This window comes from Aliihoeflea sp. 2WW (assembly GCF_000497755.1).
Classification (GTDB): Bacteria; Pseudomonadota; Alphaproteobacteria; order Rhizobiales; family Rhizobiaceae; genus Aliihoeflea.
Genome location: NZ_AYOD01000016.1, coordinates 25,547 through 40,076, shown reverse-complemented (window position 1 = coordinate 40,076; position 14,530 = coordinate 25,547). Strand labels below are relative to the sequence as shown.

Here is a 14,530-nt window from a genome sequence, read left to right as displayed (position 1 = left end):
GAGAACTCGAATCCGACGAGTCCGAAGAGAACTTCGACCGGGCGCTGAGGCGGATCGCTGTCGCTCCGCCGAAGCCGGATGCAGACGGGAGGTTGAAACCAAGGACTAAAGATAAGTCCTAAAGTGAGGCCTCTTGGGTGGCGCTCAATAGCTGTTGAGCCAGCATACCTTCCAGCATTGCCTCCATGTCAGCTACCGCAACAATTTCCCTCTTCCACGAGTCATCAGCACCTTCCAGCGCAGAATAATATGGCGCTTTATCAGCCGCGATTAGGTCGGGAATGGTTGGCGTACCGGGAAGGAGGCTGTCCAATTTCACGCTAAGCACGACATATGAAACGACGCGCGCGGTCCTGCCATTCCCATCCGCGAATGGATGTATCCAGTTCATGCGCCAAAGAATATACGCCGCCAAGTGAATGGCTGACATGTGCCAGTTGTTGTTCACGTATCCGCACATATCGGACACCAGATCAGGAACGTCCGTATGTGGTGGCGGGATATGATTGCTTTTGTCGATATAGACTGGGGTGTTTCGATACGTGCCGGCTAGAGGGTGAATCCCGTCGAGCGCTTTCTGTTGCAGTCGCAACAGAAGCGCTTGAGTGAGTTTGAACTGAGAGCCGTCGCCAGTTTTGATGTTGGCTCGGATTATTCCGAGGGCCTCTTTAAACTGCCTAACACCATTCTCTGCTTCGCGACGTGCTTTCTCCTCAGGATCGGTAATCAGCTCGACCGGATCCGCTCTACTATGACGGTCACCACTCATTTAGCGAGCCGCCGATTCTTCTCGCTCAATCTTTTCGTCTGCGGCGGCAACCATCTCGCGCGTGATTCGTTCATTTTCAATGTGTGTGTTGCCGTAGACAAAACTTAAGCGCTGCTCTCGCAACTGGACCTCAGTCATTTGAATCTTTTGAGCTTTTGCAACCAATGCTTCCAGAGCTGCGGTCATCGTTTTTCTCCCAGGAGCGTGCGAATCTGGCTCAGAGAAAACCATAAATTCACTGAGGTTATCAACCTGTAAAAGGTGCATAGGTTCCTGCAAAGTTCGCATGGCTCAGTCCATGAGTGCGTTCGGCAACGGGTTTGTCACATATATAATCGCCATGAGCTACTAGGGAACAAAAAGCGAACAAAAATTACCGCCCAATTCCCCTCCCCCTCAACGCCACCTCCACCTCCTCCAAAATCGCCGGGTCATCGATCGTCGCCGGCATCGTCCACTCCTCCCGGTCCGCGATTTTCTGCATCGTCGCGCGCAAGATTTTGCCGGAGCGGGTCTTCGGCAGGCGCTTGACCGGGACGACGGTCTTGAGGGCGGCTATGGCGCCGATGCGGTTGCGGACGAGGGCGATGATTTCGCGTTCGATGTCGGCCGCCGGGCGGTCGACGCCGGCGTTGAGGACGACGAAGCCGCAGGGCACCTGACCCTTCATCGGGTCGGCCATGCCGATGACGGCGCATTCGGCGACGTCGGGGTGTTCGGAGAGGACTTCTTCCATCGCGCCGGTCGACAGGCGGTGGCCGGCGACGTTGATGATGTCGTCGGTGCGGGCCATGATGAAGAGGTAGCCGTCCTCGTCGATGATGCCGGCGTCGGCGGTCTTGTAGTAGCCGGGGAACTCGGCGAGATAGGCGCTTTTGAAGCGTTCGTCTGCGTGCCAGAGGGTCGGCAGGCTGCCGGGGGGCAGGGGAAGTTTCGCCACCACATTGCCGAGTGTGCCGCGCGGAACGGGGTGGCCGGAATCGTCGAGGATTTCCATCTGCCAGCCGGGCATGGGCACGCCGGGCGAGCCGTATTTGACCGGCAGGCTGCCCAGGCCGACCGGGTTCTGCGTGATCGGTGCGCCGGTTTCCGTCTGCCACCAATGGTCGATGACGGGTTTCTGGAGCTGGTTTTCTGCCCATTTTATCGTTTCGGGATCGGCGCGCTCGCCGGCCAGGAACAGGGTTCGGAATTTTGTGAGGTCGAATTTTTTGACGAACTCGCCCTTCGGGTCCTGCCCCTTGATGGCGCGGAAGGCGGTGGGGGCGGTGAAGAGCGCGACGACGCCATGGTCGGAAATCACGCGCCAATAGGTGCCCGCATCGGGCGTGCCGACGGGCTTGCCCTCGAACAGGATCGTCGTGCAGCCATGGATGAGCGGGGCGTAGACGATGTAGGAATGGCCGACGACCCAGCCGACATCCGATGCCGCCCAGAACGCCTCGCCTGGCTGGACGCCGAACTCGTTTTCCATCGACCAGGCGAGCACGACCAGATGGCCGCCATTGTCGCGCACGACGCCCTTGGGCTGGCCGGTCGTGCCGGAGGTGTAGAGGACGTAGAGCGGGTCGGTCGCCTTGACGGTGACGCAGGGGATGTCGCGGGCGTCCGCCTTGGCCTTTGCGGTGGCAGACGCGTAGTCGATGTCGCGGCCGGGGGTGAGGGCGGCGGGTTGTTGCTCGCGCTGGAGGACGATGACGGTCTCGACCTTGTGCTTCGCGATGTCGATCGCGCCGTCATAGAGGGGCTGGTAGGCGATCGTGCGGCCGGGCTCGAGGCCGCAGGAGGCGGTGATGATGGCTTTCGGCTTGGCGTCGTCGATGCGGGTGGCGAGCTCGCGCGCGGCGAAGCCGCCGAAGACGACAGAATGGATCGCGCCGAGGCGGGCGCAGGCGAGCATGGCGATGGCGGCCTCGGCGACCATCGGCATGTAGATGATGACGACATCGCCCTTGCCGATGCCGTTGTCAGCCAAGACGGCGGCGAGGGCGACTATCTCGGCCTTGAGCTCGGCGTATGTGAATTTGCGTACCGTGCCGGTGATGGCGCTGTCGTGGATCAGGGCAAGCTGGTCGGCGCGGCCGCGCTCGACGTGTCGGTCGACGGCGTTGTAGCAGGTGTTGCACTCGGCGTCGGGGAACCAGCGGCCGTAGATGCCGGCGGACGGGTCGAAGATTTGGTTTGGCTCGCGGGTCCAGTCGACGAGTTTGGCGGCGTCGCGCCAGAAGGCTTCAGGGTCGGACTTCCAGAATTCGTAGACCTGATGATAGCGCGACATGCGGTTCCTCCCTTGGCCCCGAATTGGTAGCCGGGAGAAGCGCGGCGTGTCCAGTTCGGCAAAAGTCGGACGGGCTGCTATGAGGGGGGCGTCGAATCGCGAGGAGCCGAGATGCAAACGAAAGTGGTGGCGTTCCTGTTCATCGCCGCCATGGTGGTTCAGGTGATCAAGCCGCTCGGCCTGCCGGGGCTGAAGAAGCGCGGCGACTTCTGGAAGATCGCGGTGGCGGCGATTGCGGTGATGATGCTGACGGTGCTGATCAGGCCTCAGTGATTCTCGTGTCCAGGAGCAACGGGAGCAGGTGCTCGGCCCAGCGATCGTACCCGGCTTCGGACGCGTGGAAGCCGTCGAGCGAGAAACCGGCGACAGGGTCGTCGATTGGCAGGCGGGTGGCGGGCACGGCGCCGCGCTCCAGGCACAGGCGATGGCCCCAGTAGTTGATGAGCCCGGCGCGGATTTCGAGGATGCGGCCGAGCGCGGGCGGCAGGGCCGGCATCAGCGACATTTCGACGACCGGCGACCAGACGACGCGCGCCTCGGGCCATTTCGCCCGCAGCGCATAAAGGAGCGTGCCGAATTCGCGGTTGAAGCGGGCGCCGGTGTGGAAATTCTTGGCGTCGTTGGAGCCGACGGTCAGCACCAGATGCGTCCAGTGGCCGGGGTCCATGTTGGGCACGACATGGTCGCGCAGGCGCCCGGCAGTGGCGGAGTTGAAGCCAGCGGCGCGCCAGACGACCGGCCGGCCGGTCGCCTCATGCGCGCGGTGGGCGATGCGGGCGGCTAGGCCGCGTTCGGACGATTCGACGCCGACGGATGCAGCGGAGGAATCGCCGAGGACGAGGAGGTTGATCGGGTCGCCGGTGCCCTCGATGCGGTGGATGACCGGGCCTTCAGCCGGCAGCATGCGGACGATGCGACGGCGCACGGTAAGTCCCTGCCAGACATAGACGGGGAAGGTGAGCCAGGTGAGGAGGGGGAGAAGGCTGGGCATGGCGCGTATATAAAAGCGCGGGGGCGGAAAGAAAAAGCCCGGATGGCGGGCATCCGAGCTTCTGCGTCATTGTGACCGGGGGTGGGGGATGGGTTTCTGCGAAGGGGACCCCCACCCTTTATCCCCCCCCACAAGGGGGAGGAGGGCGTCGGCGTTGTGCGATGCCGTCTGAAGTCAGCCCTGCTTTTCGAGGTCGGGCGACCACTTGCCCTGGGCGGCGAGGCCGTTCATGCGGGCGCGGTGGGCGAAGGCTTTCTGGGCCGCAGTGACGTTGTCTTTTTTGCCGGCCCAGGCCTTTTGCGGGGCGGCCTGGAGGGCGCGGCCGTAGGAGAAGGTGAGCTTCCAGGGCAGCGGGCCGGCCGCGTTCATCGCATTGAGGTTGGCGGTCGCTTCCTCGTCGGACTGGCCGCCGGAGAGGAAGGCGATGCCGGGAATGGCAGCCGGAACGGTCTCGCGGAAGACCTTCAGCGTCATCTCGGCGACCTGTTCGGGCGAAGCCTTGGTGCCGGACTTCTTGCCGGGGATGACCATGTTCGGCTTGAGGATCGTGCCGGCGAGATTGACGTCGGCGGCGTAGAGCTCGGAGAAGAGCTGCAAGAGCGTGACCTTGGTGACCTCGTAGCAGGTGTCGATGTCGTGCGCGCCGTCCATCAGCACTTCCGGCTCGACGATCGGCACGATGCCGGCTTCCTGGCACAGCGCGGCGTAGCGGGCGAGCGCGTGGCAGTTGGCGTCGATGGCGGTGGCGGAGGGAACGTTCTCTTCCTCGTTGATGTCGATGACGGCGCGCCATTTGGCGAAGCGGGCACCGAGCTTGTAATACTCGGCCAGACGCTCGCGCAGACCATCGAGGCCTTCGGTGATCGTGTCGCCCGGGAAGCCGGCAAGCGGCTTGGCGCCGGCATCGACCTTGATGCCGGGAATGGCGCCGGCAGCCTTGATGATGTCGACGAGCGGGGTGCCGTCGGCGGCCTTCTGGCGGATCGTCTCGTCATACAGGATGACGCCGGAGATGTGGTTCTTCATGGCGTCGTCGGCCCGGAACATCAGCTCGCGATAGTCGCGGCGGCTCTCTTCGGTCGATTCAACCTTGATGGCGTCGAAACGCTTCTTGATCGTGCCGGAGCTTTCGTCAGCGGCCAGAATTCCCTTGCCGTCGGCGACCATGGCGAGCGCGATGTCTTCGAGACGTTCCGTCATCTTGCAAATTCTCCTGATGAAATGATCGGAAAGGCGCATAGCAGATGGGTTGGACAAACGGAATGCCGCGCCAAGTGCTCCAATCGATTGAATGATCGGGAAATGCCATCGAAGCGCGAAATGGTTACCGGCAAAGGCGGGCATCTTGCGCCCGATGGTCGCTCATTCTATGTGTTGAAGCACTCTAACGGGGTGCCGCGCGATGCGGCTGAGAGGCGAATGCCAACCCGCAGAACCTGATCCGGTTTGTACCGGCGGAGGGATTAGACGCGAACCATTTTAGCGCCTGTCCTTCAACCCATGTTTGAAAGGAAGGTGCATGATGAAATCCATTCCCGTTCTGGCCATCGCCATGGCGATCTCGCTGCCCGCAACTGCGCAGGAGACGCTGACGGTCTATACCTATGAGAGCTTCACCGCCGAATGGGGGCCGGGACCGCTGGTCAAGACCGCATTCGAGGCCGAGTGCGGCTGCACTTTGAATTTCGTCTCCGCCGCAGACGGCGTCGCGCTGTTGAACCGGCTGAAGCTCGAGGGCGAGGGAACAGAGGCCGACATCGTGCTCGGGCTCGACACGAATTTGACGCACGAGGCGCGGGAAAGCGGGCTGTTCGCGCCGCACGGCATTTCGCTGGAGAACGTCTCCGTGCCGGGCGGCTGGACGGACGACATGTTCGTGCCGTTCGACTATGGCTATTTCGCCTTCGTCTACGACACCGAGGCGATCGAAACGCCGCCCGCCAGCCTTGCCGAACTCGTCGATGGCGATCCGCAGCAGAAGATCGTCATCCAGGACCCGCGCACATCGACGCCGGGCCTTGGCCTGCTTCTCTGGATGAAGGCGGTCTATGGCGATGAGGCCGAGGCCGCGTGGGAGAAATTGTCGGCGCGGGTGCTGACCGTGACGCCCGGCTGGAGCGAGGCCTACGGGCTCTTCACTTCGGGCGAAGCGCCGATGGTGCTCTCCTACACGACGTCGCCTGCGTACCACCAGATCGCCGAGCGCACCGATCGCTATCAGGCGGCGATCTTCGAGGAAGGGCATTACCTGCAGGTGGAGGTTGCGGCGGCGACGGTGAAGGGGGCGGAGAACCCGCTGACGAAGGAGTTCTTGGCGTTCATGACCGGGCCGGGGTTCCAGGATGCGATTCCGGAGCACAACTGGATGTTTCCCGCCGGGCCGACTTCGGAGCCGCTGAACCCGGTGTTCGAGGATGCGGTGGCGCCGGAGGACGCGCTGCAATTGCCGGCGGAGGAGATCGCGGAAAAGCGCAGCGCGTGGGTGGATGAGTGGTTGGGGGTGATGAGCAGGTGATGGGTTGAAGCGCTTGCGCCTGGGCACCCCCCTCTGCCCTGCCGGGCATCTCCCCCTCAAGGGGGGAGATCAGTCTCGTCGTCGTTCTGCGAAAGGATCGACGATCTTGGCGGGACAAGCGACGTGCTTGATCTCCCCCCTTGAGGGGGAGATGTCCGGCAGGACAGAGGGGGGTGTCTCGCGCGTGCGCTGCACGGCTTGGGTATGAAGCATCGGTCGGGGGCGGTAACGCCCGGCACCCTCGCCCTCGTCGCCATCGCCATTCTCGTCGGTGGCGCGTTCGTCGGTCTCATCGTCGAAGCTGGACGAGATTTTTCAGGCGCGGTCAGTGCGTTCGATCCATATCTGTTGCGCGTCGCGCGGTTCACGCTCTGGCAGGCCGCGCTCTCGACGCTCGTTTCCGTCATCCCTGCCATCTTCGTCGCGCGCGCCTTGGCGCGGCGGCCGGATTTTTTCGGGAGGCGATTGCTGCTGGCACTGTTCGCCGTGCCGCTCGCGCTTCCGGCCATCGTCGCGGCGCTGGGGGTGCTGGCGCTGTTGGGCCGGGCGGGGTTGATGGCGGAGCCGCTCTCCGTGCTGACGGGCGCACGCTGGCAGGGGATTTACGGGCTGTCGGGCATCCTCGTCGCGCATGCCTTCTTCAACCTGCCGCTGGCGACGCGGCTTTTCCTGCAGGCGCTCGACACGGTGCCGAACGATCGCTGGCGGCTGGCGAGTCAGCTCGGATTCGGGACTTGGGCGATTTTTCGCTTCGTCGAATGGCCGGTGCTGCGTGCGAGCCTTGCCGGCGTGGCGGGGCTGGTCTTCATGCTGTGCGTGACGTCTTTCACCATCGTCCTGATCCTCGGTGGTGGGCCGCGCGCGACGACGCTGGAGGTCGCGATCTACCAGGCGCTGCGGTTCGATTTCGACCCGGCGCGCGCCGTGGCGCTGGTGGCGGTGCAGGTCGCGCTGACGTTCGTCGCCGTCTTGGCACTGCGCAAGGCAGGCGGCGATCTGGTGGCTGACGCGACGGTCGGAATTGCCGCGCGGCGGCCGGCGCAGCGGGGCTGGGCCGGGCGGGTTGCAGACGGGGTTCCGATCCTGCTCGCGCTGTTGTTCGTCGCGGCGCCGATGGCGGCGATCATGATTTCCGGGCTGCGGGCGGATCTGGCGCGGCTTGCCGCAGACCCGGCCGTTCACGCGGCAACGATGACCAGTCTTCAGCTTTCCGCGCTCGCTGCCTGCGGGACGCTGCTTCTTGCCGTCTCGCTCGTGCGGGCGCGCCAGCGCATGGAAGCGGCGCGGCGCGGCGGGCCGGCAGGGCTTCTGGAACGGGCGATGGATACGGGCGCGGGTTTCGTGCTTGTCGTGCCGCCGATCGTCGTCGGGGCGGGCTGGTTCATCCTTCTGCGGCAATCGGGCAACGTGCTGGCGCTGGCGGCGCCGATGGTGGTGGCGGTCAACGCCGTCATGGCGCTGCCATTTGCGCTGCGGGTCATTCGTCCGGCGCATGATGCGGCGGCGGCGCGCTATGATCGGCTGTCGGCCTCGCTGGGCTTGAGCGGTTTCTCGCGATTGCGGCTCGTCGACTGGCCGCTGATGCGCCGACCGCTCGGCACCGCCTTCGCCTTCGCCATGGCGCTGTCGCTCGGCGATCTCGGCGTCATCGCGCTGTTCGGATCTGATGCGGTGCAGACGCTGCCATACCTCCTGCTGGCACGGATGGGCAGCTATCGGACGGCCGATGCGGCGGGCATCGCGCTGATGCTTGCGCTTTTGACGCTGATCCTCATGCTGGCGGCCGAATGGTTCGGGCGAAGGCGGACATGACGGGCGCGCGGTTGCAACTCGACAAGGTGCGCTTCGCCTATCCGGGCGGGGCGGAGATGCGCTTCGATCTCGACATCGCGGCGGGGAGTGTCGTCGCGCTTCTGGGGGCGAGCGGATCGGGGAAGTCGACGCTGCTGCATCTTGTCGCCGGCTTCGAGGAGCCGCAGGAGGGGCGCATCCTGATCGACGGCGCGGACGTGACGGGGCTCGACCCGGCGAAGCGGCCGGTCTCGATGGTGTTCCAGGAGAACAATCTCTTTCATCATCTGACCGTCGCGCAGAATGTCGGGCTCGGTCGCTCGCCAGCGCTGAAACTCTCGGCGCAGGACCGGGCAGACATAGCCGAGGCGCTGGGCGATGTCGGGCTTGCCGGCAAGGAAGAACGGCTGCCCTCGGAGCTTTCGGGCGGCGAGCGGCAGCGCGTCGCCATTGCCCGCGCGCTGGTGCGGCAGCGGCCCCTTCTGCTTCTCGACGAGCCCTTCGCCTCGCTCGGGCCGGCGCTGCGGGCGGAGATGGTGGATCTGGTGCGCGCCCTTGCCGCCAAGACCGGCATGACGATCGTCTTCGTCACGCACCAGCCGGAGGATGCGCGCGCACTTGCGGGCCGAATCATCTTCCTCGCCGATGGCGCGGTGGCGGCGGACGGGCCGGCCGAAACCTTCTTCGGTCCCGACGCGCCGGTCGTTTTCCGCGACTATGCGGGCCGCCTGCCCGCGGTTTGACGGCAAGACGCCCGCATGTCACCACATTCGCGAGGCACAGAGCGGTGAGGCTGAAGGGGACTTGTCTTTCCGCACGGATTCTGGTGTCTGCGCGAGCATCCCGCGACCGTCCACGCGAGTCCCGTCGAAGAGTGGGGAGGCCGATCTGGCCGCACGAGCGATCGAACCTGATCTGGGCATGAAGGCCGGGCCGAAAAGCCTCGGCCGGCTTGCGATCGCCCTGATGCTGGCGACGGCGCTGACCTCTTGCCAGGCGTTCGACGCCGCCTCGCTGAGCGAGGACGCGTTCCGGCCTTCCGCCAATCCGGTGACCGTCGACAGCGTGACGCGCGACGACCGCATGGCCGCCATCGCGCGCGAGCAGCATCCGCGCATCCTCGCCACCTATGGCGGCGAATATTCCGATCCGAAGCTGGAGCGCTCGATCGCGCGCATCGTCGGTTCGCTGACGCTCGACCCGGAAAACCCCAACCAGACCTACCAGATCACCATCCTCAACTCGCCCAACATCAACGCCTTCGCGCTGCCGGGCGGGTTCCTTTACCTGACGCGCGGGCTGCTCGCGCTCGCCAACGATTCGGCGGAAGTCGCGGCCGTCGTCGCGCACGAGATGGCGCATGTGACGGCCAATCACGGCATCCAGCGCCAGCAGAAGGAAGCCGAGGAGGTGCTCGCCGCGCGCGTCGTCTCCGACGTCCTGGGCGGCGGCGACACGGGCGGGCAGGTGGCGCTGATCCGCGGCAAGCTACGGCTCGCGCAGTTCTCGCGCAACCAGGAACTGGAGGCCGACGCGATCGGCATCAAGTCGATCGGGCGCGCCGGATACGACCCCTATGCCGCGTCGCGGTTCCTGCAGTCGATGGCGGCCTATGCGGAATCGCGCACAGTGGAATCCTCGGCCAATCGCAGCCTCGATTTCCTCGCCAGCCACCCCAACCCGCCGCAGCGCATCGACCTCGCCACCCGCCATGCGCGCCAGTTCGGCATGCCGGGCGTCGGCAATCGCGAGCGCAATTCCTTCCTCGACGGGATCGACGGGATGCTGTTCGGCGACACGCCCGAAGAAGGCTTCGTGCGCGGCACGTCCTTCGTCCATCCGATCCTCGGCATCTCCTTCGACGTGCCGCAGGGCTTCGTGATCGACAATTCGGCCGCGGCCGTGACCGCAGCTGGGCCGGGCGACATGGCCGTGCGCTTCGACGGGGTGACCGTGGAGCCGCGCCAGTCGCTTTCCGACTATGTCCAGTCCGGCTGGGTGGCGGGGCTCGATCCGGCCTCGGTGCGGCAGACGACGATCAACGGCAACGAGGCGGTGAACGCGCAGGCGCGCGCCGAGGGCTGGCAGTTCGACGTGACGCTGATCCGCTCGGGCCGGCAGGTCTATCGTCTGCTCACCGCCGCGCCGCTCGCCAGCAACAATCTGCAGGCGGTCGCCGGTTCGGTGGCGGCGAGCTTCCGGACGATTTCGGATGCGGAAAAGGCGCAGATCCGCCCGCTGCGCATTCGCGTCGTGCCGGTCGGCGCGGGCGACAATGTCGCCTCGATGGCGGGACGGATGGTCGGGACGGACCGGCCGATGGAGCTGTTCCAGTTGCTCAACGGGCTCGGGCCGGGCGCCAGCCTTTCGGTCGGCGACCGGGTGAAGATCGTCTCGGATCGATAGATCAGGCGCTGGCGGCCATGTGCGGGTTGCCGTTGACGAGGGCGGTGCGCAGCTTCTCGATCGCGCGGCTTTCGATCTGGCGCACGCGCTCCTTGGATATGCCGAGTCGTTCGCCGAGCGATTCGAGCGTCGCACCGTCTTCGCGCAGGCGGCGCTCGCGGATGATCTTCAACTCGCGTGGATTGAGCGCGGACAGTGCGCCCGACAGCCACTGGCTGCGGCGCTCCGTGTCGATCGTCTCGGCCACCACCTCGTCGGGAAGCGGCGCGTCGGAGACGAGGAAGGACATGCGGTCCGTGCCGCCGGGCGAATCGTCCATCACCGGCGCGTTGAGTGAGGTGTCGGGGCCGGAGAGGCGTGCATCCATGACCGCGACGTCGGCCTCGTTGACGCCCAGCGCGGCGGAGACCTGGCGGTAGAGATCGGCGTTGGAAAGGTTCTCGGGGCCGCTCTGCAGCTTGGCGCGCAGGCGGCGCAAATTGAAGAACAGCGCCTTTTGCGCCGACGAGGTGCCGCCGCGAACGATCGACCAATTGCGCAGGATGTAGTCCTGCATCGACGCCCTTATCCACCAGGTCGCATAGGTCGAGAAGCGGACTTCGCGGTCGGGCTCGAAGCGGGCGGCGGCCTCCAGCAGGCCGACGTGACCTTCCTGGATCAGGTCGCTCATCGACAGGCCAAAATGGCGGAATTTGGAGGCCATCGAGATGACAAGGCGCATGTGGGCGGTGGTGATCTTGTGGAGCGCGTTCTGGTCGCGGTTCTCTTTCCACTGGATCGCCAGTTCGAGCTCCTCCTCGCGAGCGAGATAGGGCGCCTTCATGGCCGCCCGGATCATCGAACTTCTTGAGCTACTTTCCATGGCCGGACCGCTCCCGATGTTGCAGCGTGGTCTTGTCTTCTCTACGGGCCGCACCAAATTTCGGATCATCGAGCAGCATAATCCGTCCCTGCCTGCCGTCCGATATTGACGCAGCGCACGAATTTTTGCGCGCATGTTTCAAACGCGGCGCCGGTGCTGCGGTTCCATGCGGGCGTGAAGCGCGGCGATCCTTGCGCGTCAACTTTTCGAGATAGTGCCGGGCCGGGGTCATCCCGGAAGATGATCGGAGCGGAGCGGAGATCGGCTATCCGGGACCCATTCCCTTGATTTTCAGGGTCACGGAATGGGTCCCTGTGTATCGTGTCCATGTCATAGTGGCTGCGGGCGGGAGACCGTTGGGTCCCTGGTCTTGAGACCGATATCCGGCTCTGGTCCCCGCCCGCTTTGATACACCTGAACAGTTGCACGAGGCCGTTGGCGCGGACCTCGCATCACAGGGGCAGGCACCATGAGCATAACACCGTCCTGGATTGGAATCGACATCTCCAAGGCATGGCTCGACATCGCCGACCCGGCGCTGGAACGGGCTGCGCGGGTGGCCAATGGCGAGCCGGCGATCGCCGCGTTCGCAGCGACGCTGGCAGGACGCGACGTCATCGTCGTGTTCGAGGCGACCGGCGTCTATGACACATGCCTGCGCCATGCATTGGCGGCGGCGGGCGTCGCCTGTGTGCGGGTCAACCCGCAGCGTGCCCGCGACTTTGCCCGGGCGACGGGCCGGCTCGCCAAGACCGACGCCATCGATGCCGCAATGCTGGCCGAAATGGGCCGGGCCCTGTGCCTTGCGCCGGATCCGGTGCCAGACGACACGCGCGAAAAGCTCAATCTTCTCAACAAGCGACGCGATCAGCTGGTGGCGATGCGCCAGCAAAAGAGACTACGCCGGATGGCGGCGGCCGACCCGGTCGTCTGCGCCGGCCTCGACGCACATCTCGACTGGCTCGATCGGGCGGTCGGCGAGATCGAGGCCGCCATTCGCGATCTCGTCAGAGCCTCGAGCGAACTCACCGAGGCCGAGACGTTGCTGCGCTCGACGCCCGGCATCGGCGAGGTCGGGGCGGCCGTCCTGATCGGGCTTCTGCCGGAACTGGGATGCCGCCCGGCCAGACAGATCGCCATGCTGGCCGGCCTCGCCCCGGTCAACCAGGACAGCGGCACGAGGCGCGGACAGCGTTCGATCCGCGGCGGCAGGCGGCGCGTCCGGCAGGCACTTTACATGGCAGCCGTCGTCACTCTGCGCACCCGCTCCCCATTGAAAGCCTTCTACGACAGGCTGCGCAATGCCGGCAAACCCGCCAAGGTCGCCCTCATCGCGCTCGCCCGCAAAATCCTCGTCACGCTCAATGCAATGTTGCGGTCGAAAACACCATACGCGGCATGAAACAATACAGTTGCCGGCTCTCGCCTCGCTGCGCTCGGACTTCGGCCGGGATGACGCCCCCGCTGAGAGCACCGAAACGAAAAGACCCGGCGCGAGGCCGGGTCTTTCGTTCAATGCGACGGGACGGGAAAGCCTTATGCGGCTTCTTCCTGCTCGGTCTCGGTCTCTTCGTTGTCGGCCTTGGCGCCGCGCTTGGGACCCTTGTTCAGATTGACCTCGATCAGGCGTACGGCTTCCGTGTCGGAGACGCGGTTGACGGCGGCGATCTCGCGGGCCATGCGGTCGAGGGCCGCTTCGTAGAGCTGACGCTCGGAGTAGGACTGCTCGGGCTGGTTCTCGGCGCGGTAGAGGTCGCGCACGACTTCGGAGATCGAAATCAGGTCGCCCGAATTGATCTTCGCGTCATACTCCTGCGCGCGGCGCGACCACATGGTGCGCTTGACGCGGGCACGGCCCTGGACGACCTTGAGCGCACGGTCGACGTAATCGGTCTCGGACAGCTTGCGCATGCCGATGGAGACGGCCTTGGCGACCGGCACCTTCAGGCGCATCTTGTCCTTCTGGAAATCGATGACGAAGAGTTCCAGCTTGTGGCCCGCGACTTCCTGTTCCTCGATCGTCGCGATCTGGCCCACGCCGTGGGCAGGATAGACGATGAACTCACCGGTCTTGAAACCGTTACGCGCCGCGGATTTCTTCTGCTGGGTTGCCATACGCCCGATACTCCCTGTTGCGATACCGGCCTCTGACAGGGCCGGTCATCCGGAAACGGCCGGTGAAACCGGCCAGCATGGTGTCGGGACAAGAAAGTGGGACACGGGTGCCAAGGATAGAGCCATACTCACCTGAAAGGGTGAAGCGCGGCCCAGATCGCCCTGGTCCGAATTTTGTCCCACCCTTCAGTGATTAGTGCGCTTGCGCAATGAATCGACGTTTGTCACCGGCATGTCGTGATTGTGTAACACAAAATGTGGACAGAATCAACCATTTGCACTAGGCGCGCAACGCCAGCGCCGCTAAGGCGCGTCGTGATTCGCGTCGGCTGCGGCGCGATGCCGCAGATCGGGCAGAAGCGGCGACTCAGTCGTCGATGCCGGGCGGGCTCTCAGATCTAATCGCCCGTACCGGGCTCGGCCGAGAAATATTTCTCGAACTTGCCCTCTTCGCCGTCGAACTCCTTGGCGTCCGCCGGCGGCTCCTTCTTGGCCGTGATGTTCGGCCACTTCTGGGCGTATTCGGTGTTGATTTCAAGCCATTTCTCGAGCCCCGGCTCGGTGTCGGGCTTGATGGCTTCGGCCGGGCATTCCGGCTCGCAGACGCCGCAATCGATGCACTCGTCGGGATGGATGACGAGCATGTTGTCGCCTTCGTAGAAGCAGTCGACCGGGCACACCTCGATGCAGTCCATGTACTTGCACTTGATGCAATTGTCGGTGACGAGGTAGGTCATACGTGCCGGCTCCGGCCTTCCAAAGGCGCTGCAAAGTCTGTCGGCTGGTCACGTAGCGAGTTCGGG

Annotated in this window: 14 protein-coding genes and 1 riboswitch; of the genes, 6 read left to right on the top strand and 8 right to left on the bottom strand. The window is 64.8% G+C overall.

What is annotated here, in order from left to right:
• Positions 1–118: 118 nt before the first annotated feature.
• The 3 genes from ALII_RS0110515 to ALII_RS0110505 form a co-directional block, all read right to left on the bottom strand.
• Complete coding sequence (locus ALII_RS0110515; protein WP_024587281.1) at positions 119–769, bottom strand: Fic family protein; 651 nt, start codon at positions 767–769, stop codon at positions 119–121.
• Positions 770–955: a hypothetical protein gene (locus ALII_RS0110510; RefSeq protein WP_024587280.1), complete on the bottom strand. Its 186-nt coding sequence runs from the start codon at positions 953–955 to the stop codon at positions 770–772.
• 187 nt (positions 956–1,142) lie between these two features.
• Complete coding sequence (locus ALII_RS0110505) at positions 1,143–3,047, bottom strand: propionyl-CoA synthetase (protein WP_024587279.1); 1,905 nt, start codon at positions 3,045–3,047, stop codon at positions 1,143–1,145.
• Positions 3,048–3,158: 111 nt separating this feature from the next.
• Here ALII_RS0110505 and ALII_RS22875 point away from each other — a divergent pair, with 111 nt between their 5' ends.
• Positions 3,159–3,320: a hypothetical protein gene (locus tag ALII_RS22875; protein ID WP_173401408.1), complete on the top strand. Its 162-nt coding sequence runs from the start codon at positions 3,159–3,161 to the stop codon at positions 3,318–3,320.
• Here ALII_RS22875 and ALII_RS0110495 read toward each other — a convergent pair.
• Entirely contained in the window at positions 3,307–4,038 is a 732-nt protein-coding gene (locus ALII_RS0110495; RefSeq protein WP_024587278.1) for an SGNH/GDSL hydrolase family protein, read from the bottom strand. The genes ALII_RS22875 and ALII_RS0110495 overlap by 14 nt on opposite strands.
• Positions 4,039–4,212: 174 nt before the next feature.
• Positions 4,213–5,238 carry a class I fructose-bisphosphate aldolase gene (locus tag ALII_RS0110490; protein WP_024587277.1) on the bottom strand — a complete coding sequence of 342 codons (1,026 nt, stop codon included), beginning with the start codon at positions 5,236–5,238 and terminating at the stop codon, positions 4,213–4,215.
• A gap of 178 nt (positions 5,239–5,416) precedes the next feature.
• Positions 5,417–5,518: riboswitch (TPP riboswitch) on the top strand.
• A gap of 39 nt (positions 5,519–5,557) precedes the next feature.
• Between ALII_RS0110490 and thiB the strand changes: the two genes are divergently transcribed.
• From thiB to ALII_RS0110470, 4 genes are all read left to right on the top strand, one after another.
• A complete protein-coding gene (gene thiB, locus ALII_RS0110485) occupies positions 5,558–6,553 on the top strand; it encodes a thiamine ABC transporter substrate binding subunit (protein WP_024587276.1) in 996 nt (331 codons plus the stop codon).
• Between the two features lie 204 nt (positions 6,554–6,757).
• Positions 6,758–8,365 (top strand): thiamine/thiamine pyrophosphate ABC transporter permease, encoded by a 1,608-nt coding sequence (thiP, locus tag ALII_RS0110480; protein ID WP_029660404.1) that lies wholly within the window; start codon positions 6,758–6,760, stop codon positions 8,363–8,365.
• Positions 8,362–9,087 (top strand): thiamine ABC transporter ATP-binding protein, encoded by a 726-nt coding sequence (gene thiQ / locus ALII_RS0110475; RefSeq protein WP_029660403.1) that lies wholly within the window; start codon positions 8,362–8,364, stop codon positions 9,085–9,087. Before thiP ends, thiQ begins: the two co-directional genes overlap by 4 nt.
• A gap of 178 nt (positions 9,088–9,265) precedes the next feature.
• A complete protein-coding gene (locus ALII_RS0110470; protein WP_024587273.1) occupies positions 9,266–10,750 on the top strand; it encodes a M48 family metalloprotease in 1,485 nt (494 codons plus the stop codon).
• Between the two features lies 1 nt (position 10,751).
• On the opposite strand, the gene ALII_RS0110465 is transcribed toward ALII_RS0110470, so the two are convergent.
• Positions 10,752–11,612 carry an RNA polymerase factor sigma-32 gene (locus ALII_RS0110465; protein ID WP_024587272.1) on the bottom strand — a complete coding sequence of 287 codons (861 nt, stop codon included), beginning with the start codon at positions 11,610–11,612 and terminating at the stop codon, positions 10,752–10,754.
• Positions 11,613–12,081: 469 nt separating this feature from the next.
• On the opposite strand from ALII_RS0110465, the gene ALII_RS0110460 reads away from it, so the two are divergent.
• Positions 12,082–13,014, top strand: coding sequence for an IS110 family transposase (locus tag ALII_RS0110460; protein WP_024587271.1), 933 nt, complete (start codon positions 12,082–12,084; stop codon positions 13,012–13,014).
• A gap of 134 nt (positions 13,015–13,148) precedes the next feature.
• Here ALII_RS0110460 and ALII_RS0110455 read toward each other — a convergent pair whose 3' ends face one another.
• Positions 13,149–13,727: a CarD family transcriptional regulator gene (locus ALII_RS0110455; protein ID WP_024587270.1), complete on the bottom strand. Its 579-nt coding sequence runs from the start codon at positions 13,725–13,727 to the stop codon at positions 13,149–13,151.
• 398 nt (positions 13,728–14,125) lie between these two features.
• Positions 14,126–14,464 carry a ferredoxin FdxA gene (fdxA, locus tag ALII_RS0110450; RefSeq protein ID WP_024587269.1) on the bottom strand — a complete coding sequence of 113 codons (339 nt, stop codon included), beginning with the start codon at positions 14,462–14,464 and terminating at the stop codon, positions 14,126–14,128.
• Positions 14,465–14,530: the final 66 nt, after the last annotated feature.

What these genes read in the sequence shown, in the direction of transcription:
- ALII_RS0110470 (WP_024587273.1), top strand. Translation starts at nt 9,266, where the DNA reads ATGAAGGCCGGGCCGAAAAGCCTCGGCCGGCTTGCGATCGCCCTGATG.
- thiP (WP_029660404.1), top strand. Translation starts at nt 6,758, where the DNA reads ATGAAGCATCGGTCGGGGGCGGTAACGCCCGGCACCCTCGCCCTCGTC.
- ALII_RS0110460 (WP_024587271.1), top strand. Translation starts at nt 12,082, where the DNA reads ATGAGCATAACACCGTCCTGGATTGGAATCGACATCTCCAAGGCATGG.
- ALII_RS0110505 (WP_024587279.1), bottom strand. Translation starts at nt 3,047, where the DNA reads ATGTCGCGCTATCATCAGGTCTACGAATTCTGGAAGTCCGACCCTGAA.
- ALII_RS0110455 (WP_024587270.1), bottom strand. Translation starts at nt 13,727, where the DNA reads ATGGCAACCCAGCAGAAGAAATCCGCGGCGCGTAACGGTTTCAAGACC.
- thiB (WP_024587276.1), top strand. Translation starts at nt 5,558, where the DNA reads ATGATGAAATCCATTCCCGTTCTGGCCATCGCCATGGCGATCTCGCTG.
- fdxA (WP_024587269.1), bottom strand. Translation starts at nt 14,464, where the DNA reads ATGACCTACCTCGTCACCGACAATTGCATCAAGTGCAAGTACATGGAC.
- ALII_RS0110495 (WP_024587278.1), bottom strand. Translation starts at nt 4,038, where the DNA reads ATGCCCAGCCTTCTCCCCCTCCTCACCTGGCTCACCTTCCCCGTCTAT.
- ALII_RS0110465 (WP_024587272.1), bottom strand. Translation starts at nt 11,612, where the DNA reads ATGGAAAGTAGCTCAAGAAGTTCGATGATCCGGGCGGCCATGAAGGCG.
- ALII_RS0110515 (WP_024587281.1), bottom strand. Translation starts at nt 769, where the DNA reads ATGAGTGGTGACCGTCATAGTAGAGCGGATCCGGTCGAGCTGATTACC.
- ALII_RS22875 (WP_173401408.1), top strand. Translation starts at nt 3,159, where the DNA reads ATGCAAACGAAAGTGGTGGCGTTCCTGTTCATCGCCGCCATGGTGGTT.
- ALII_RS0110490 (WP_024587277.1), bottom strand. Translation starts at nt 5,238, where the DNA reads ATGACGGAACGTCTCGAAGACATCGCGCTCGCCATGGTCGCCGACGGC.
- thiQ (WP_029660403.1), top strand. Translation starts at nt 8,362, where the DNA reads ATGACGGGCGCGCGGTTGCAACTCGACAAGGTGCGCTTCGCCTATCCG.
- ALII_RS0110510 (WP_024587280.1), bottom strand. Translation starts at nt 955, where the DNA reads ATGACCGCAGCTCTGGAAGCATTGGTTGCAAAAGCTCAAAAGATTCAA.